This is a genomic window from Pollutimonas nitritireducens, assembly GCF_002849615.1.
Lineage (GTDB): Bacteria > Pseudomonadota > Gammaproteobacteria > Burkholderiales > Burkholderiaceae_B > Pollutimonas > Pollutimonas nitritireducens.
In genome coordinates this window covers 272,544-290,184 of record NZ_PDNV01000004.1, presented here as the reverse complement: position 1 = coordinate 290,184, position 17,641 = coordinate 272,544, and the positions used below count along the sequence as shown (strand labels likewise).

The window sequence follows — 17,641 nt, the reverse complement described above, 5'->3', positions numbered from 1 at the left end:
GTCTTGTTCGTTACGAGGGTTTCTTCTTCAGTCCGAGGTCTGTTGTGATTCGGCCATACTTCTCATACTCGCTTTTGATGAAAGCCTGGAATTCGGCTGGCGTATCGGGGCCTCCGCCAACCACCATGCCCTGTTCCGCCAGCTTTGACGACACGCCCGGATCCTTCAGGGTCGTGTTGAGCGCCTGGTCCAGCTTGGCCAGGACGGCCGACGGTACATTGGCGGGTGCCAGCACGGCATACCACTGCTCGACATCCATGCCCTTTACCCCGGCCTCAGCCAGTGTGGGTACATCGGGCAACGAGGCAGCGCGCTTGGTGCTGGTCACCGCCAGCGGGCGCAGCTTGCCTGCCCTGACCTGGCCGATCGCACCGGGCAGAGTGTCGAAGTTCATGTCCACCTGGCCGCCCAGCAGGTCGGTCATAGCTTGTCCGCTTCCTTTATAAGGAATGTGTTCCATCTGTGCGCCGGTAATCTGTGAAAAGCGCGCCGCACTCAGATGCTGGGGACTGCCCATGCCTGAAGAGGCATAGGTGTATTTTCCGGGACTGGCCTTGACCAGGTCGGTGAGCTGCTTGAGCGATTTCACGTCATTTTTGGTGGGATTCACCACCAGAATGTTAGGTACAGAGCCGATATAGCGCACGGCGGTGTATCCGTTGACCGGATCGTATGACACAGGCAGCATATGCGGCGCCGATACCGTGGACTGCATATTGGCCAGCAACAAGGTATAGCCATCCGGAGCCGCCCTCGCCACCATCTCACCCGCGATCAGGCCGGAGGCGCCCGGCTTGTTTTCGACAATCAGTTGCTGGCCGATCACTTCCGACAGGCGCTGCGCAATAATGCGGGCGGACACATCGGTGCCTCCGCCTGGCACAAAACCGACTACCAAACGAATAGGCTTGCTGGGGAATGCCTCTTCGGCATGCATGACGCCCGCTTGAGTCAATGCGATGGTGCCCAACAGTGTGCACAGGGTTTTCTTGATCATTGTCCGGTCTCCGTCTTTTTTTGGGTGAGGTATTGCCACATAGACGATGCCTTATGATGGCCTCGTGGCAAGATCTATTGCTCTATGATGAGCACTCGACAACTCGTTTCGATAATGTGGTATTTGGTATACCAGATACCAAGTTATCTGTTTTATGGCTATCATGCACCTATGGTTTACCCTGATTTCACCTCAAAAAGCGACGCTGATTTAAGCCCGGATCCCCTAGCCATCCACCACCCGACGCTCGCCGCGGTAGTGGCTGACAAGTTACGCCAGTTCATTACGGACGGCACGCTTAAACCGGGCACTGGACTGAATGAGCGTGAGCTCTGCGACCGACTCAAGGTCTCACGCACGCCGCTGCGCGAGGCTTATCGCATTCTTTCAGCCGACGGACTGGTCAGCATCCAGCCCAAGCGCGGAGCCGTGGTCATCGAGCACTCGCCGGCCGATATCGAGAACATCTTCGACGTGCTGGCGGTATTGGAAGGCCTGGCCATACGCCAGGCGGTGCAGCGCGCGACCGAGCAGGAACTGCATGAGATTGCGTCACTGCATGCGCGGATGCTGGAGGGCTTTCATAACAAAGACATCAAGGCCTACTTTGCAGCCAGTATGGGAACGCATGTGGCGATCAGCCGCGCGGCACATAATCCTGCGCTCACGGATGCATACGAGCGCCTTAATCTGCAAGTGCAGGCTTTGCGCTATAAATCGAACCTGGACCCGGATGAATGGAGCGCGGGCGTTGCCGACCACGAACGCTTTGTTCGGGCGTTGCTTGAGCGTGATGCCGAAGCGGCCGAAAAGCATGTCCGAGCGCACTTGACCAATAAGAAGTCCTATCACTTAAGACCTGCTGCCGACACGGCGGAAAAAGCTGCAGTTGACCTTTGAATGGTCGCGTGCCCTTCTTGAGCGCGTTAACCGGCGGCGTCGGAAGACTTCGATTGCGCGGGCTGCGATACGCCAGATACGCCGCTGAGGCAAGCATTTGTATGCCGGCCGCTGCAAAGAACAGGTTGTCCACGGAACCCGGCTGTCCTGGGGCTTCAGTCAGCAGCAAACCAAAGAATGCGGGTGCAAAAGCGTAGGTGCCTTGCCCGATTGCCACGATTTTGCCGAGCCGATGGCTTGTACAAAATAGCCCGCCGCGGCTACGGCACGCCGATGCCCAAATCGTTGGACTGCTACCGCGGCAATATAACGTCCGCCGATGGCGCAGACCGTTGCCAGCGACATCAGCCAGCCCACCCATTGAGCGCCTAACGCAAAGGGCCTATCCCGCGCGGATATCTGCCCACCTACGAAGGTCATCCTCCGCGCGAGTTTCCGTCGCGTTAGACAAGGTCAAAGGTCTTCAGCGCGTAATTGTTCCGGGCTTTTGGCAGAAAGCAACCCGGGGGCGACATCAAACACTGTCTTCGCGCCGTACTGGCCTGCCTGGTGCATGCGATGCACAGCCCGGGCATAGGCCACAAGTATGCTGGATGTGAATTCCGGGTTGCTGCCTAATTTGAGCGAGTATTCCACGACTTGTGTGTTTTCCTCCGTCGTGTTGCCCGTACGAATGACAAGCCCGCCATGAGGCATCGCATTGTGCTCACGGCGCAACGCCTCCTCCGTAATGAAGGACACGGTGGTGTCGTACTCGTCAAAGTAGTGCGGCATAGTGACGATGGCGTTCTTGACCGCCTCCGGGTCGGCGCCTGGTTCGAGGACGACAAAACAATCGCGGGTGTGTTTCTGCCGGGTTGTCAGTGTCGGGCGGGAGCCTTGGCGCACCTCCTCCAATGCGTCCTGGACAGGAACGGTATATTGGACGCCGCCGGCCACTCCTGGAATGCGCCGAATCGCATCCGAGTGGCCCTGACTTAGCCCTTTTCCCCAGAATGTATAGGTCGCACCATCCGGCAACAGCGCTTCGCCATAGACGCGATTGATGGAAAACATGCCGGGATCCCATCCTGCGGATATCAGTGCCGTTTTGCGATTTGCGAGCGCAGGGCCGTTGACCGATGCAAAATACTCTGGAATGCGCGCATGCGTATCAAAGCTGTCGACGGTATTGAACAGTGCAGCCAATTCCGGACCTTGTTGCGGCAAATCCTCTTTGGAGCCACCGCAAAGAATCAGGACATCGATCTTGCCGGCATGACCGGATAGCGCTTCCATCGAATACACGGAAGTCGCCTCGAGCCTGGGCTGCAGTTGGGAAGGCGGACGACGGGTGTAAATGCCTGTGAGCTGCATGTCGGGATTCTTGGCGATTGCGGCTTCAACGCCGCGCCCCAGATTGCCGTAACCGGCGATTGCAATGCGAATGGATTGACCCATGGTGGTTTTCCTCGGTTTCTACTGAACGTACAACGTTTCCATATAAGAACGCCAGGCGACCCTTACCCGGCAGCTTCTTGCACCCTGAAGTGTAGAGGTAAAGCTCTGTCACGTCGCGTCGGCGGATTCAAGCGCAAGTAACGGGTTTTTCAAAGCTGTGTTTTTTTCTACACTCATGGGATCTCCACCATTCATTCGGGTGAAAAGATGGAAACCGCCGCCGTTCGACGTTCATCTGGCTTCGCTGTCAAATCGAGCATATTTCCGGCCAGCCTGGCGAACCTTATCGCGCAGTCGATCGGAGGGCAAAACTGGGAATGTGTCGAACAATCGCTGGACGAGACTGGCAACGCAGTGCTTTCCGGGCTCCTGACGCCGCAGCAGTGCAGGGACCTCACTGCGCTGTATACGCAGGACGACCGCTTTCGCACACGAATCGTGATGGCGCGCCATGGTTTCGGGCGGGGCGAGTACAAATATTTTGCCTATCCGCTACCTGGACTGATCGATGCACTCAGGAGCGCGTTGTATCCCCATCTGTTTCCTATCGTCAATCGATGGAACGAGCAGCTTCGTATCGATGTGCGCTATCCGGATACCCTGCATGCGTTTCTCAAGCGCTGCCACGCTGCCGGCCAGACACGTCCCACGCCACTGATGCTGCGCTACGGTAAGGGCGACTACAATTGCCTGCATCAGGATCTGTACGGCGATCACGTGTTTCCCTTGCAGGTTGCCATCTTGCTATCCCGACCTGGCGATGATTTTACCGGCGGCGAGTTCGTGATGATCGAGAACAACGCGGACCACCAACGCGCCGACGTTGTGCCCTTGCAGCAAGGCGATGGCGTCGTTTTCGCGGTCAATCAGCGTCCCGTGAAGGGTAAGCGTACCGGCATGCGCAAAGTCGGAATGCGCCATGGCGTCAGCCGACTGCACAGTGGGCAGCGCCATACCGTGGGCCTGATTTTCCATGATGCGCATTGATGAGTTAGAAACCGGAGGCGCCATGAATTTGGAACTCTTTGCACCGGTCACCGGTCAACCCGAGGCCCTTGGACAACGTGCGGTTGTTCTGCGTGGCTTCGCCTTGCCTTTCATGGACGAGTTGCTGCCCGCCATCCAGGACGTGGAGCAGGCCTCGCCATTCCGGCACATGATCACCCCAGGTGGATTCACCATGTCGGTGGCTCTTACCAACTGCGGCACTTTCGGCTGGACAACGGATCGGCGCGGCTACCGTTATGCAACCATTGATCCCACTACCGGCCGCCCATGGCCAGCGATGCCGGCGGTATTTGCAAGGATGGCGCGCGAGGCAGCCGCGGCTGCCGGCTTCGACAATTTCGAGCCCGACGCCTGCCTGGTCAATCGCTACCTGCCCGGCGCGCGTCTCTCGTTGCACCAGGACAAGAATGAACGCGACTACGACGCCCCCATCGTATCCGTATCGTTGGGCATGAGCGCCGTATTCTTGTTTGGCGGACATCATCGCGCCGACAAGCCGGTAAAGGTTGTTCTTCAGCATGGCGACATAACGGTCTGGGGCGGCGAGGACAGGTTGCGATATCACGGCGTGTTGCCGCTTAAAGACCTGCCGCATCCTTTGTTGGGGAACCAGCGCATCAATTTCACGTTTCGCAAGGCAGGATAAGCGATGTCGCTGGAGGCCAGACGTGCGCCGTGAAACTCAAGCTACCGAACTGTCGCAGCAGGCCTACAGGCGCGCCGCCGACTATCTTGCCGACCTAGACGAGGATTGGGCGCGTCATGTTGCCGCTACCGGCCCGTGCCAGCATGAGCCCAAGCCCACACGCGAGCCGTTCGAGGCGCTGGTGCGCGCCGTCGCCTACCAGCAATTGCATGCCAGGGCGGGCGACGCCATCCTGGGCAGGTTGCTGGCGCTTTATCCTGACAAGAAGTTTCCGTCAGCCGGGCTGCTGCTGGCCACCGATCCGGAACTGCAGCGGGCTTGTGGGTTCTCAGGAGCCAAGGTTGCGACCATTCGCGGCATTGCACAGGCTGCCTTGGATGGTATCGTGCCCACGCGCTCCCAGGCTTTGCAGCTGTCGGACGACGATTTGATCGAGCGGCTTGTGTCACTTCGGGGAGTGGGCCGCTGGACCGCCGAGATGTTCCTGATCTATAGCCTGGAACGCATCGATGTCCTGCCCGTGGATGATTTCGGCGTGCGCGAAGGCTATCGGCGCCTGAAAGGTTGGGATAGGGCACCCACACCACGCCAGATGCGCGAAATTGGCAAGGCCTGGAGCCCTTACCGAACCGTGGCGGCCTGGTATCTGTGGCGAAGCCCGACGCGCTAGCTGATTCGATGAAATGGAAAATCACCGTGATCCTTTTCAATAATGATGTCGTTGCCAGGCTGGACTGGGCAGAGATTGCCGCTGAACTGGATCAGGACGGTTATGCAATCCTTTCAGGCTTGCTGCATGGGGCGCGGGTATTACCCGAACCGCTGGGCGCATTACCTGCCGCCTTGTACGAGCCCCTCTCGACGATTGCGAACCGTTGGAACCAATCGCTTGGACTGAAGGAGCGCTTTCCGGACGGCTCCAATGCCTTTCAGGAACAGAGCAGGAAGGCGGGCCTGCCCGGTCCGCGGTCATATATGAGCCGGCTGCGAGAGCGGGACTATCAGGCCTTGCAGCAGCGGAATGACGGCGCATGGCGCTTTCCCCTACAACTGGTGGCGCTGCTGTCAGAGCCGGGAGTAGATTTCACGGGCGGCGAATTCGTAATGACAGAACAGCGCCCCCGAATGCAGTCGCGGCCGATGGTTCTGCCTTTGCAACGGGGCGATGCGGCCATCATTGCGGTGGCGCGGCGACCCATCATGGGCAGGAAGGGGTATTACCGCGTGAACAACAAGCATGCGATCAGCCGGGTGCACAGCGGCGAGCGTATCGGACTGGAGCTCTATTTCGATTAGTAGCGCGCGAGCCAATGGGCGTAGGGTGCCGGCAAGGTCCATGAGGGGCGCTCTATAGCAAGTTCCTTGGCGGCGAAATAGGCCCAATGAGGGTTGGCCAGATGGCTTCTCCCGACCATGACGACATCGAGCTGCTCTTCTTTGACGACGCGCTCTGCAATCGCCGGCGTACCAAATCCCCATGCGGAGCTCACAGGCACGTCTGCTTCGCGACGGACGCGCTCGGCGATCGGCCCTAAAAAAGCGGGCCCCCATGGAATGGCAGTTTCGGGTATCGTGAAACCTACGCTGACACTGATCATGTCCATACCGGCCGTTTTGAAATCGCGCACGAGGCTTATCGAATCGATCAAGGTTTGCTCATCGCGTCCGTCATACTCGATGACGCCAAAGCGTACGGTCAGGGGCAGGCTTTCTGGCCAGACTTCGCGTACCGCCCGCAAGGTCTCAAGAAGAAAGCGTCCACGGTTCTCGACGCTTCCGCCGTAGATGTCGTCACGATGATTCGAATGTGCGGAAAAGAAGCTCTGTGCCAGATAACCATGGGCGAAATGCAGCTCCAACCATTCAAAGCCGATTTCCCGCGCCCGTTTGGCAGCATCGACAAAGTCTTGACGCACGCGCGCGATATCATCCAGAGTCATCGCTCGAGGCTGTTTCGGCAGCTCCTTGCCGTACGCGACTGCCGATGGCGCTATCGTCTGCCAGCCTCGCGCATCGTTTTCAGCGATATGGTCGTCGCCCTCCCAGGGGCGATTTGCGCTGGCCTTTCTTCCCGCATGGGCAATTTGGATCCCGGGCACGGCACCCGCTGACTTGATGGCTTGCACGACAGGAACAAGGGATAGTGCCAGTTCATCGCTCCAGATGCCTGTGCAGCCCGGGGTGATGCGTCCTTCGGGCGATACGGCGGTCGCCTCGACAATAACCAATCCCGCAGCGCCACGCGCCATGCTGGCGTAATGCGATATGTGCCAGTCGTTGATATAACCGTCGACAGCCATGTACTGGCACATAGGTGGAACGGCAATGCGATTGCGCAGAGTCACGTCTTTGAGTTTGAAGGGTTGGAAGAGAGCAGACATGAGGGGCCTCGATTGAAAATACTAGGATCAGGTTGTTTCTGTAGTTCGAACATATACGAACATTAGAATAATTATAGGGCAATGTGTATGATATTGCTCATGCGCCCATTCAAACATCCCGCCGCCAGCGAGCTTTCACTCGAACGCGTGCTCTACGCCTTGAGCGATTCCATACGCCTCGATATCGTTCGACACCTTGCCCGCGTCGAAGCGGCAACGTGTGGAGAACTGGACGGGGGGCGTCCAAAATCTACCGTATCGCATCATTTCAAGGTGCTGCGTGAAGCCGGGCTGGTGTTCACCAGGAATAGCGGAACCATACATTTGAATAGCTTGCGCCGTACGGATATTGAAAGTCGATTTCCAGGATTATTGGATGCAATATTGACGCAGAAAACCGACTCATGACACGCTTTGCCGTATGCCGCCGCCGGAGTTCGCTGCCATGCGGGCTCATCGGCATCAGTCAGGCTTTGCAGAAGGCCAGGATATGGTGCAGCATTTTTCTGACATAAGCCGGCAGTTCTTCAAGTGATCGGACACAAAGGACCAGGTCTCTGGATGCCCACGCGTCGGTGAGCACAATTCGCTTGATATGTGCCGATCGGGCGTAACGGATCGCCGCCGCTTGTGGCACGACCGCAATCCCGATCCCGTGTCCCACCATCCGGCAAACTGCGTCAATGCCCCGCAGCCGTATGCGATACGTCAGCTCTTTGCCACTCTTGCGTGCATGGTAGGCAACGTGCTCCTGCAGCGCACTGTCGCCCGCCAGGCCCACGAATTCCAGGTGAGCCACCTCGGCCAGCGTGATGCAAGAGCGCTGGGCGAGCTCATGGTGGCGCGCGCAAATAAGGGTCAGTGGATCGGGCCGAAAGTGGAAGACTTCCAGTCCCTGCAGATTAGCAGAGCTGGCTACCATCCCGATGTCACCCATGCCGTTTCGGATGGCGTCGGCAATCTCAAAGCTGAGCCGCTCCTCCATGTCGATCGATATCTGCGGATTCATATTCAGAAAACTGTTGAGGATTTCGGGAAGATGCTCGCTAAGTGCGGATGTATTGCAAAGAAGCCGGACATGCCCTTTTATTCCGTTGCCGTAGCAGTCAAGTTCACCCCGCATACGGTCCATTTGTTGAAGGACCACCCGGGCATGGTGGATCAGTGTTCTGCCGGCTGGGGTGATCTCGACGCCGCGTCTGCTGCGGGTCAACAAGGCCACGCCCAAAATTGATTCCATCCCTTTGATGCGTTCGCTTGCCGATGCGAGCGTCATATGGGATTTACGCGCGCCCTCTGTGATGGTGCCCGTTTCATGTACGTTCAGGAAAAGACGGAGATCGATCAGATCGAAGCGCATGAAAAATCATAGCATCCCTGCCTAAGGTGCCGCCTTAGCCAGGCTTTGTGAAAGCCAGATTGTCAGAATGCACGCACCGCTCCAGAATCCGGCGTAAGCATTGGCGTCGTCTCGCCGCTGGAGATTTCCATTGGAATACTTGATGGACATGATATTGCAAGGTGGTTCTGGCTTTCAGGGCCTCCCTGGCATGGGCGCGCACCCTTTTTCGGTTGCGGTTGTCTTCATGATCGCAGGCATGGTCAAAGGCGTCGTAGGCCTCGGCCTGCCGACAATCTCCATGGCTTTGCTGGCACTGTTCATGCCTCCGGCCGACGCCGCAGCATTGCTGATTATTCCCTCCCTGATCACGAATATCTGGCAGGCGGGACCGGTGCGCACACTTAAGCCAATAGTGCGGCGCATCGGAGGCATGCAAGTGGGCATAGTGGCCGGTACCCTGGCCGGTGCGGCGGTGTTGGGTGCGCCGGCAGGAGCCTTGGCGTCCGCGGCACTGGGGGTGACGCTTATCGCGTATGCGGCCTGGGGGTTTTTGGGCAAACCACTCTTTGTTCCAGCCAATGCTCAACGGTGGGCTGGCCCGCTTATGGGCGGGCTGACCGGCATCGTCACGGCGGCTACGGGCGTCTTCGTCGTGCCCGCCGTCCCATACCTGCAGGCGCTCGGCTTGCAGCGCGACGACCTGATCCAGGCTATGGGCGTGTCGTTCACGGTTTCCACGGTGGCGCTTGCCCTTGGCTTATGGGCTAACGATAGCTATTCACCAGCTGTGGCGGGCGCGTCGTTTCTCATGCTGATACCTGCTTTGATCGGCATGTATGCGGGCCAACGATTGCGGCTGCGACTCGCACCAAGTTTGTTTCGTCTATGCTTTTTTATCAGCCTTGCCTTGTTAGGTGCCTATCAGGTTGCCCGCCATATCCTGTAGCACAACACCTGTTAGTGCCAAGTGCAGAATCTTGGGTCTTGGCTGCACGCAGCCGGTCGATAGGTAGCGGTGGAGTCACGGCGACGAACCAGGCTTCTGCCTGCGCTGCGGTTTCGGCGTTCAAGGGTCCATCTAAGTCAGGTCTACGCAGCTCTGGAGTACGTCTTCCAATGCGAGCACGGCCGCATTGGCTTCGCTGTGCCTGCGCACGCTGTAGAGTTCGACAGCGCACAGCGGGTCGTCTTCGTCTAAGGGCCGATATTGGATCTCTTTACTGTACAAAACTTCCGCAGATGCGGGAACCAGCGCCAAGCCGATTCCCGCCTGCACCAGTGCGAGCACCGTAGGCATGGCGCTGGCGGTCACGACATGAGGATGTATCTGATAACGAGCGAAAAGACTATGGGTCCGCTCGCGGAAATAAGTGGCGGTGTGGCTCTCGAAATCGATAAAACGTTGTCCGTCCAGTTGTTGGACGGAGATGCTCGCTTTATGTGTTAAAGAATGCCCACTGGGCAAGGCGACGTAAAACGGTTCACGCTCGACCACCCTGAAGAGCAAGCCGTCAAGGCTGGCCGCCGCGGGTCTGCGCACCAGCGCAATATCGAGGCGTGAATCCCGTACTTTCTCGATCAGATTCTGCGAGTGGCCTTCCTGAAGGTTTATCGTAAGATCTGGCCGACGGACCTGTAAAGCGCTCAGTAGCCTTGGAAGTAGGCGGTAGGCTACCGAACTGCTGAAGCCGAGTTCTACGGTACCGGTTTCGCCAGCAGAGAGCCGCCGTAGCTGATGCAATAAAGCGGCGCCGTCCGCCGCTTGCTCCTGGGTCCAACGCTGCAACCGCTCGCCTGCGGGTGTTAATTGAACGGAGCGAGTGCTTCGAACAAAAAGAGTGGTGCCAAGCTGAGCCTCGAAGCGACGTATAAGTTGGCTAAGAGGGGGCTGGCTGATATTCAGTCGTTTCGCCGCGTGCCCAAAGTGCAACTCCTCTGCCACCACCACGAATGCGCGCAACGCACGCGATTGTAAAAGCATATGGATCCTCTTTTAGGAGCTATTAGGTCGATAGAAGACCTAATTAATCACTTTAATCATATTGGACGACATTATGCAGCATGGCTACACTTTGCATTTTCAAAGCGCACAGCATCGGCTGGCCGCGCTCATCACTTCCAAGGAAACGTACGATGCGCACGCGCCGAAATTCGTTAATACGCCTAATGGGCGCTTTGCTGGTACCAGGCCTGTTGTTCGCGCCTATTGCTGCGCAATCGCAAGGTACTTATCCAAGTCACCCTGTGACCATGATCGTCCCCTTTGGGGCAGGCAGTACAACTGATGTGCTGGCCCGTATTGTTGCAAACGGCCTTTCAGCGCGTCTTGATGTACCGGTTATCGTGCAGAATAAGCCGGGCGCAGGCGGCAATATTGGCGCTGCGATAGCCGCCCGTGCTACACTCGATGGTTACACGCTTCTGGTGGGACCGACCAGTACGAACGCGGTCAATCCCAGTCTGTTCAAGAATTTGCGTTTTGACCCGCTGAAAGATTTTCGTCCGATTACCAATCTTGCAAAGTCGGCCAATATCTTAGTGGTGCACCCAGATGTGCCGGCGAAAAATGTGTCCGAACTCATCGCCCTTATTCAAGAGCAGGAGTACGCCTACGCGTCGACCGGCAATGGCGGAAGTATGCATTTGTCCGGGGAGCTGTTCAGAACCATGACCAAGGGCAAGATGCTACATGTGCCATACAAGGGGGGAGGTGACGCATTGGCCGACCTATTGCCCGGTCGTGTTCCGATGATGTTCTGTAATGTGCCGTTATGCCTGCCGCACATTACATCAGGAAAGTTGCGCGCACTCGCCGTCACCACGGAAAAACGCTCTGCACTGCTGCCTGAGGTGCCAACCGTGGCGGAGTCGGGATTGCCTGGTTATGACGTATCGGGCTGGTTCGGCTTGTTCGTGCCGACGGGTACGGATGAAGCTATCGTGCAGCGGCTCAACAGGGAAGTTTTGGCTATCCTCGAAACACCTGACGTACAAAAACAACTGCTCACGCTCGGCGCCGAACCGGATGGTTCATCGAGTCAATCATTCACGGCCTTCGTGCAAAGTGAATTCGACAAATGGGCGAAAGTGATCAAGGAAGCGGGAATCTCGGTCGAATGATGCAATCTCAGCAATTGAATAGGCTCGGCGTGCTGGAAACCGTCCGCGCGGTGCATGAAGGTTGCGCGACTGCAACCGCTATCGTGCAGGCCCGCCTTGATATTATCGAGGCGGGTAATGATGACATCAAGGCGTTCGTGGCGATCGATCCCGAAAGGGCACTGGAAGAAGCCGCTCGCGTCGATGCTGGCAGGTACAAAAATGGTCTATTGAGCGGTGTGCCCTTCGCTGTCAAGGATGTGCTGGATACAGCCGAATACCCGACCCGTTATGGTTCGCCTATTTATGCCGATCACCAACCCCGGGCAGATGCCGCCTGTGTGAGGCTCGCACGCCGGCAAGGGGCCGTGCTCATGGGTAAAGTTGCAACCGGGGAATTCGCAACGCAGACGCCGAGCGAAGCACGCAATCCTTTGCGTGTCTCCCACACGCCTGGCGGATCGTCGAGCGGTTCAGCGGCCGCCGTAGCCGCAGGGATGGTGCCCGTGGCGTTTGGCACCCAGACCACCGGCTCGATCGTCCGCCCCGCTCTCTATTGTGGCTTGATCGGCTATAAGCCCAGCTTTGGCCTCATCGGTACCGCGGGCCTCAAGACGTTAAGTCACACGCAGGACACGATTGGCGTCATTACCCGCGATGTGCCTGACGCCGCGTACTTCACCATGGGCTTGCAGGGCGCACGGACGGCTGGGCACGGCATTGAACGACCGCAGATCGCACTGTGCCGATCGCGGCAATGGGATTACATTTCCTCCGAAACGCACCGTGCGATCGAAGAACTGGTCCGGCGCCTGGAAGCCAGTGGTGCGCGCGTGGTGCCTGTTCGACTTCCGGCCATGCTGGAAGCCCTCGCAATACAACAGCCACGGCTTTTCATGTTCGAGGCTCTCCAGAACCTGGCGCATGAATTCGAAATGCACCGTGATGCTTTAAGTACCCGGCTGCAGACGCGGTTAACGGCAGCGGCGGGCGTTACATTTGATGAATATGCGTCGATACGACAGCAGGTCCAGCGTGGCCAACAAATGTTCGCCGATATGATGCAAGGTTTCGATGGCTTGCTTTACCCCGCAGCGTCGGGGGAGGCGGAGGCCGGCCATCAGGAAGCGGGCGACCCGCGTTTCGGGGCCTTGTGGTCGATGCTGCATGTTCCGACCGTGTCGTTCCCTTGTGACGTCGGCCCGACAGGTCTCCCAATCGGTGCTCAACTGGTCGGCGCGTTTGGAGAAGACACGCGCCTGCTTGCCGCCGCCACCAGCGTGTCGCGATTGGCGACACAGCCATAGACGCGAAGTGAGCGCCGCGCTTTGTTGGCGGGGCGCTCCAGTCAATTACACAGCATTGCTGCGTTTAAAAAATCACGCGGCGACAGGCAGCACAAAATTGCTGCTATTCAACTCACCTGTATAGCCGACCAGTTGGATCAGGCCGTCACCGGTTTCCAGTTCGCCGCTGCCGTTCTGGACGAACACGAAGGTGTCATCCTGATGCTGGAAAGTCGTCCAGCTGTCAACGGCGACATTCGCTGCGGCAGTCTGCAGCTTGACCAATAAATCCGCGCTGGCGTCCATGGCTACATTTACCTGCTCACCTTCCAGCACGATGCCTGTAAGTTCGCGCGCACCGGCACCGTCGGCATGTTGACCAAACACCAACTCATCGCCGGCGCTGAAGTCCCTGACATTGATCACGCTGGCGCGGATGCCTGCTTCGCTGCCCACATCCGCCAAGTTGGACACTTGCTCAGTGAACTGGATCCAGTTATCGCCTTTGCCAGCCTCCACGGTTACACCCAGTCCGCCCGCGAGGTAGAGCGTGTTGTCGCCGGCGCCCAGGTCGATCTGTCGATTTGTGCTGACGCCGGAATCGATGACACCGTCATCGGATTCGACCCGTAAGCTGATGCTGTCATCGCCACCACCGAGCATGACTGACCAGCCAGGCAGGGCCGAGTCGCCCGCATCGATAACGATGTCGGCATCCACGGTTGTGGTCAGTGTAGACACGTCGAACGTGGAAGAGCCGTTTGCATCAATGGATATTGGTCCGAGATCCAGCGTGCCCCCGCCTTCCACTATGACTTCGTTAAGGAACTGGCCGATCGGAAAATTGGTCCCCAAATCAATTGCGCCCTCCGTCGTGACAAGGTCAACGACCAGATTCTTCATGACCTCGGCCACGACCGTGAGGTCGATAGTGGAATTTGTGAAGGCCTCGGTCAGCGACATATTGGGCGGCAGGGCCGCCGCGTCGGAGATATCAAAGGCAAAGCTTAGCGTTTCGCCATCCAGGCTGGCGCCTGTGGCGTCAATGCCGCGTGCAGCCAGAAATTCGATCAATGGCGCTGCGGCGTCCTTGATATCGTCCAATGTCAGCTCACCTGTGTCGCCCAGGCCATCGCGCAAGCGTAGCAGGTCGGAAGGTGTGATGGAAAACTCGCGGCCGTCGGGGGCCGTCAGCAATAGCTCTCCAGTCAGATTGATCGTGAGTTTGTCGCCCTGGCGGCGCGCGATAGCCTCGCCTTCTCCCGACCATTGGACAGGAATACTGCCAAAATCGGTGACGAAGGTCGCGGTGCCGCTGGCATCCTTCAGCTCGGCGGTAAATCGATTGGGATTGCCATGCTCGTTACCATGCCCGTGGCCATTTCCGTTTCCGTGGCTATGTCCGTGATCAGGGCCTGGCTCAAAGTCGTTTCCGCGTCCGTGGCTAAGTCCATGATCGCGGCCTTGCCCGTCGCGGTTGCTGAATTGGTGGAAGGCGTCCAGAGCCGTGACCAGGCCTTTGTTCGCAACGCCGAATACATTGCCAATATCAGAGAGCTGGTCCCTGTTCCATAAGCCATTGAGTACAGATGCCATAATTTTCTCCCGGTAGGGTTGAGCGGAGGACACCGTGCGGATGCGCGGTTCATACCAGGCATGATCCTAGCAACTCGCAGGAATGGTGCAATGACAAAACGTATCCTCCCGCGTACGTTCTGAAGCAAATGTAAACGGCCGTGTGAGCTGTTCCTGGCGAGATCGGGGAGAAACGTTCACGAGCCATGACTAATGCGCTCTGTCAGGCAGGTATCATGTCGTTGAATGAATCAGAAACCTGCGGTTGCAACTAAGATGAATGGATTACAGCTTTTGGCCCATTGTGAGAATGCAAAGCCACAGGGAATGAAAGGTATAGAATTGCCAGCGTTGAGCCATAGCGGAGTAGTCATGAACAGTCCCATACGCCTTACTCAGTACAGCCACGGAGCCGGTTGCGGTTGCAAAATCTCGCCCAAGGTGCTGGAGGTGATACTGGCGGGTAGCGGCGCACAGCATCTGGATCCCAATCTGTGGGTCGGCAACGCCTCCCGCGATGACGCGGCCGTCTACGCGTTGGACGAGCAGCGCGGCGTGGTGTCGACCACGGATTTTTTCATGCCGATCGTGGACGACCCCTTCGATTTCGGGCGTATAGCGGCGACCAATGCAATCAGCGATATTTACGCCATGGGTGGCGATCCACTGCTGGCCATCGCCATCCTCGGATGGCCGGTCAATCTGTTGCCGCCGGAAGTTGCGCGCGAAGTGATTTGCGGTGGGCGTTCGGCCTGCGAAGCGGCCGGGATTCCTTTGGCCGGCGGGCACTCCATCGATGCACCGGAGCCGATCTTCGGCCTTGCCGTCACTGGGGTGGTGGACAAGGCCTTCCTCAAACGTAATGACACCGGCACGGTTGGTTGCAAGCTATACCTGACCAAACCACTGGGCATCGGTATCCTGACCACCGCCGAGAAACAGTCCAAGTTGCGCGCCGAGGACATCGGACTGGCGCGCGACTGGATGTGTACGCTGAATAAACCAGGAAGCCGCTTTGGTAAATTGGATGGCGTCAAGGCCATGACTGATGTCACCGGTTTCGGCCTGCTTGGCCACTTGGTCGAAATGACGGACGGCAGCGGCGTAAGCGCCCGCATTGAGTTTGACAAAGTGCCGCGCCTGCCTGGCGTGGATTATTACCTCAGTGAAGGCTGCGTACCCGGGGGCACTGGTCGCAACTTTGACAGCTATGGCGAACGCATTGCTCCCATCAGCCAGGAACGACTGAACTTGCTTTGCGATCCTCAGACCAGCGGAGGCCTGCTGGTGGCGGTTGTGCCTGAAGGCGAAGCCGACTTCCTTGCTGCGGCGGCGGAGTTCGGCCTTCAGTTGGCGCCGATCGGCGAACTGATTGAGAGACAGGCCTACGCAATAGAAGTGGTGTGATGCGCGAGGACACCAGCAACTATCGGAACCTGTTCCTGGACGATGTGCCCATGATGGACGCCCGCGCGCCCATCGAGTTTGGCAAAGGGTCTTTCCCGGGTGTCGTCAATCTGCCGCTCATGGATGATATCGAGCGGCAAAAAGTCGGGCTCTGCTACAAACAGAAGGGCCAGGATGCGGCCATCGCCCTGGGCCATCAACTCGTATCGGGACAGATCAAGGCGCAACGCATTGCAGCATGGGCGGCGTATGCGCGGGCCCATCCGAACGGTTACCTGTATTGCTTTCGCGGAGGCTTGCGCTCGCACGTTGTACAGCAATGGTTGAAAGACGAGGCCGGCATCGAATATCCGCGTGTGATCGGTGGCTACAAGAGCATGCGCACTTTTCTGCTTGAGACCACCGAACAGGCAGTGAAGGACTGCGGATTCGTTGTGCTGGGTGGCATGACTGGCACCGGCAAGACCGATGTACTGCTCCAGCTGGCTAACAGTCTGGACCTTGAAGGGCATGCGCGGCATCGCGGCTCCAGCTTTGGAAAACATGCCGCCGGCCAGCCCGTGCAAATCGACTTCGAGAATTCCCTGGCCATCGATATACTGAAGAAGCGCGCGGCGGGTCACGACTTGTTTGTGGTGGAAGATGAGAGCCGGGCAATAGGCAGCTGCAGCTTGCCATTGCAGCTGTATCAAGGCATGCAGACCTATCCGATCGTATGGCTGGAAGATAGCCTGGAAAACCGGGTGCAACGTATAGTGCGCGATTATGTACTTGGCTTGCGGACCGAGTTCGACAGGTTGCATGGCGAGGAAAGGGGCTTTGGCTTATACGCTGAACGACTGCGTCAAAGTCTGGACAACATCGTCAGGCGACTGGGGGGCGATCGTCACCGGCGTCTGGCGGCAATCATGAGCGCCGCGCTGGCCGAGCAGGAGCGCAGCGGCGCGGTTGAGATGCACATGGGCTGGATTGAGGGCCTGCTGACCGAATACTACGACCCCATGTATAACTACCAGCGGCAGCGCAGATCGACTCGCATCGAGTTCTGCGGTGGGCAGCAGGCGGTGCTTGATTATTTGCGGAAGCATCGGGGATAAAGAGTGCACAGGGACGCTATGCCTGCTGCGTAGCCGTCATCTCTTCATACCACTGCGCATATGGAGTGTTCTTGGCCATGCAGCGATTGAAGTCTTTCGCGCCGTCCGACCACCATGGGGGTCCCCGCTCGCCGAGTGCAACTTTTGCGATATTGACTGCGGCGCGCGCGTCTGCAAGTTTAGCCGGTTCCCGGTGTTTAAGCGCGGCCTTCACATTACGGCGGGCGGCCGCCAGTTCATTCACGAGCGCAGTTCGCACCGCCTCTGGAATATTTGGATTGCTCGCGCGCCAAAGGCGTCCGCGAACAACAATGTATCGCCCGTCTGGCGTCATCAGGGGCTTGTTCATCCTAAGGCATCTGCGTATCCGTGTCGTGATTCTTTGATTCTACGCTGGCGTCTTGCCGATAAAGTTATAGTAATTATGCGGGCCCGGCTATCGTCGCCCGTGATTTCGTACGGA

19 protein-coding genes are annotated in these 17,641 nt (G+C 57.9%); 11 read left to right on the top strand and 8 right to left on the bottom strand.

The features are described 5' to 3' along the window. Positions 1–10: 10 nt before the first annotated feature. Positions 11–997: a Bug family tripartite tricarboxylate transporter substrate binding protein gene (locus CR155_RS07690; RefSeq protein ID WP_102069401.1), complete on the bottom strand. Its 987-nt coding sequence runs from the start codon at positions 995–997 to the stop codon at positions 11–13. 171 nt (positions 998–1,168) lie between these two features. Here CR155_RS07690 and CR155_RS07685 point away from each other — a divergent pair, with 171 nt between their 5' ends. Continuing rightward, on the top strand, positions 1,169–1,897 hold the full coding sequence (locus CR155_RS07685; RefSeq protein WP_102069487.1) for a GntR family transcriptional regulator: 729 nt from the start codon (positions 1,169–1,171) through the stop codon (positions 1,895–1,897). A gap of 159 nt (positions 1,898–2,056) precedes the next feature. On the opposite strand, the gene CR155_RS07680 is transcribed toward CR155_RS07685, so the two are convergent. Continuing rightward, entirely contained in the window at positions 2,057–2,317 is a 261-nt protein-coding gene (locus CR155_RS07680; protein WP_102069400.1) for a hypothetical protein, read from the bottom strand. Between the two features lie 33 nt (positions 2,318–2,350). Next, positions 2,351–3,337: a diaminopimelate dehydrogenase gene (locus CR155_RS07675; protein ID WP_102069399.1), complete on the bottom strand. Its 987-nt coding sequence runs from the start codon at positions 3,335–3,337 to the stop codon at positions 2,351–2,353. Positions 3,338–3,544: 207 nt separating this feature from the next. Between CR155_RS07675 and CR155_RS07670 the strand changes: the two genes are divergently transcribed. Genes CR155_RS07670 through CR155_RS07655 form a run of 4 tightly spaced genes read left to right on the top strand, consistent with a single transcriptional unit; the run spans position 3,545 to position 6,287 of the window. After that, positions 3,545–4,324: a 2OG-Fe(II) oxygenase gene (locus tag CR155_RS07670; RefSeq protein ID WP_102069398.1), complete on the top strand. Its 780-nt coding sequence runs from the start codon at positions 3,545–3,547 to the stop codon at positions 4,322–4,324. Positions 4,325–4,346: 22 nt separating this feature from the next. Continuing rightward, the gene (gene alkB / locus CR155_RS07665) at positions 4,347–4,991 is read left to right on the top strand and encodes a DNA oxidative demethylase AlkB (protein ID WP_102069486.1); all 645 of its coding nucleotides are present in this window, start codon (positions 4,347–4,349) and stop codon (positions 4,989–4,991) included. Between the two features lie 22 nt (positions 4,992–5,013). Next, positions 5,014–5,661 (top strand): DNA-3-methyladenine glycosylase family protein, encoded by a 648-nt coding sequence (locus tag CR155_RS07660; protein ID WP_102069397.1) that lies wholly within the window; start codon positions 5,014–5,016, stop codon positions 5,659–5,661. Positions 5,662–5,687: 26 nt separating this feature from the next. Next, a complete protein-coding gene (locus CR155_RS07655; protein ID WP_233214010.1) occupies positions 5,688–6,287 on the top strand; it encodes a 2OG-Fe(II) oxygenase in 600 nt (199 codons plus the stop codon). Here CR155_RS07655 and CR155_RS07650 read toward each other — a convergent pair. Continuing rightward, positions 6,284–7,372 carry an NADH:flavin oxidoreductase/NADH oxidase gene (locus CR155_RS07650; protein WP_102069396.1) on the bottom strand — a complete coding sequence of 363 codons (1,089 nt, stop codon included), beginning with the start codon at positions 7,370–7,372 and terminating at the stop codon, positions 6,284–6,286. The two genes, CR155_RS07655 and CR155_RS07650, sit on opposite strands and share 4 nt — an antisense overlap. Before the next feature lie 99 nt (positions 7,373–7,471). Between CR155_RS07650 and CR155_RS07645 the strand changes: the two genes are divergently transcribed. Next, a complete protein-coding gene (locus CR155_RS07645; protein WP_102069484.1) occupies positions 7,472–7,780 on the top strand; it encodes an ArsR/SmtB family transcription factor in 309 nt (102 codons plus the stop codon). A gap of 58 nt (positions 7,781–7,838) precedes the next feature. Here the strand turns inward: CR155_RS07645 and CR155_RS07640 are convergent, their stop codons facing one another. Continuing rightward, on the bottom strand, positions 7,839–8,732 hold the full coding sequence (locus CR155_RS07640; protein ID WP_102069395.1) for a LysR family transcriptional regulator: 894 nt from the start codon (positions 8,730–8,732) through the stop codon (positions 7,839–7,841). 190 nt (positions 8,733–8,922) lie between these two features. Here CR155_RS07640 and CR155_RS07635 point away from each other — a divergent pair, with 190 nt between their 5' ends. After that, complete coding sequence (locus CR155_RS07635; RefSeq protein WP_233214041.1) at positions 8,923–9,660, top strand: sulfite exporter TauE/SafE family protein; 738 nt, start codon at positions 8,923–8,925, stop codon at positions 9,658–9,660. 132 nt (positions 9,661–9,792) lie between these two features. On the opposite strand, the gene CR155_RS07630 is transcribed toward CR155_RS07635, so the two are convergent. Next, entirely contained in the window at positions 9,793–10,695 is a 903-nt protein-coding gene (locus CR155_RS07630; protein WP_102069394.1) for a LysR family transcriptional regulator, read from the bottom strand. A 269-nt stretch (positions 10,696–10,964) separates the two neighbouring features. On the opposite strand from CR155_RS07630, the gene CR155_RS07625 reads away from it, so the two are divergent. Next, positions 10,965–11,834, top strand: coding sequence for a Bug family tripartite tricarboxylate transporter substrate binding protein (locus CR155_RS07625; protein ID WP_233214039.1), 870 nt, complete (start codon positions 10,965–10,967; stop codon positions 11,832–11,834). Further along, the gene (locus tag CR155_RS07620; protein ID WP_233214008.1) at positions 11,831–13,120 is read left to right on the top strand and encodes an amidase; all 1,290 of its coding nucleotides are present in this window, start codon (positions 11,831–11,833) and stop codon (positions 13,118–13,120) included. Before CR155_RS07625 ends, CR155_RS07620 begins: the two co-directional genes overlap by 4 nt. 72 nt (positions 13,121–13,192) lie before the next feature. Here CR155_RS07620 and CR155_RS07615 read toward each other — a convergent pair whose 3' ends face one another. Continuing rightward, positions 13,193–14,695, bottom strand: coding sequence for a hypothetical protein (locus CR155_RS07615; RefSeq protein ID WP_102069392.1), 1,503 nt, complete (start codon positions 14,693–14,695; stop codon positions 13,193–13,195). A gap of 351 nt (positions 14,696–15,046) precedes the next feature. Between CR155_RS07615 and selD the strand changes: the two genes are divergently transcribed. Next, positions 15,047–16,081 carry a selenide, water dikinase SelD gene (gene selD / locus CR155_RS07610; RefSeq protein ID WP_102069391.1) on the top strand — a complete coding sequence of 345 codons (1,035 nt, stop codon included), beginning with the start codon at positions 15,047–15,049 and terminating at the stop codon, positions 16,079–16,081. Further along, positions 16,081–17,178, top strand: a complete 1,098-nt coding sequence (gene mnmH / locus CR155_RS07605; protein ID WP_102069390.1) for a tRNA 2-selenouridine(34) synthase MnmH — start codon at positions 16,081–16,083, stop codon at positions 17,176–17,178. Before selD ends, mnmH begins: the two co-directional genes overlap by 1 nt. Before the next feature lie 16 nt (positions 17,179–17,194). Here mnmH and CR155_RS07600 read toward each other — a convergent pair whose 3' ends face one another. Continuing rightward, complete coding sequence (locus CR155_RS07600; protein WP_102069389.1) at positions 17,195–17,527, bottom strand: hypothetical protein; 333 nt, start codon at positions 17,525–17,527, stop codon at positions 17,195–17,197. Positions 17,528–17,641: the final 114 nt, after the last annotated feature.

Excerpts from the sequence above, each read along its gene's own strand:
- selD (WP_102069391.1), top strand. The coding sequence starts at position 15,047 with ATGAACAGTCCCATACGCCTTACTCAGTACAGCCACGGAGCCGGTTGC.
- CR155_RS07675 (WP_102069399.1), bottom strand. The coding sequence starts at position 3,337 with ATGGGTCAATCCATTCGCATTGCAATCGCCGGTTACGGCAATCTGGGG.
- CR155_RS07650 (WP_102069396.1), bottom strand. The coding sequence starts at position 7,372 with ATGTCTGCTCTCTTCCAACCCTTCAAACTCAAAGACGTGACTCTGCGC.
- CR155_RS07625 (WP_233214039.1), top strand. The coding sequence starts at position 10,965 with ATGATCGTCCCCTTTGGGGCAGGCAGTACAACTGATGTGCTGGCCCGT.
- alkB (WP_102069486.1), top strand. The coding sequence starts at position 4,347 with ATGAATTTGGAACTCTTTGCACCGGTCACCGGTCAACCCGAGGCCCTT.
- mnmH (WP_102069390.1), top strand. The coding sequence starts at position 16,081 with ATGCGCGAGGACACCAGCAACTATCGGAACCTGTTCCTGGACGATGTG.
- CR155_RS07690 (WP_102069401.1), bottom strand. The coding sequence starts at position 997 with ATGATCAAGAAAACCCTGTGCACACTGTTGGGCACCATCGCATTGACT.
- CR155_RS07640 (WP_102069395.1), bottom strand. The coding sequence starts at position 8,732 with ATGCGCTTCGATCTGATCGATCTCCGTCTTTTCCTGAACGTACATGAA.
- CR155_RS07615 (WP_102069392.1), bottom strand. The coding sequence starts at position 14,695 with ATGGCATCTGTACTCAATGGCTTATGGAACAGGGACCAGCTCTCTGAT.
- CR155_RS07600 (WP_102069389.1), bottom strand. The coding sequence starts at position 17,527 with ATGAACAAGCCCCTGATGACGCCAGACGGGCGATACATTGTTGTTCGC.
- CR155_RS07635 (WP_233214041.1), top strand. The coding sequence starts at position 8,923 with ATGGGCGCGCACCCTTTTTCGGTTGCGGTTGTCTTCATGATCGCAGGC.
- CR155_RS07670 (WP_102069398.1), top strand. The coding sequence starts at position 3,545 with ATGGAAACCGCCGCCGTTCGACGTTCATCTGGCTTCGCTGTCAAATCG.
- CR155_RS07620 (WP_233214008.1), top strand. The coding sequence starts at position 11,831 with ATGATGCAATCTCAGCAATTGAATAGGCTCGGCGTGCTGGAAACCGTC.
- CR155_RS07630 (WP_102069394.1), bottom strand. The coding sequence starts at position 10,695 with ATGCTTTTACAATCGCGTGCGTTGCGCGCATTCGTGGTGGTGGCAGAG.
- CR155_RS07685 (WP_102069487.1), top strand. The coding sequence starts at position 1,169 with ATGGTTTACCCTGATTTCACCTCAAAAAGCGACGCTGATTTAAGCCCG.
- CR155_RS07645 (WP_102069484.1), top strand. The coding sequence starts at position 7,472 with ATGCGCCCATTCAAACATCCCGCCGCCAGCGAGCTTTCACTCGAACGC.
- CR155_RS07680 (WP_102069400.1), bottom strand. The coding sequence starts at position 2,317 with ATGACCTTCGTAGGTGGGCAGATATCCGCGCGGGATAGGCCCTTTGCG.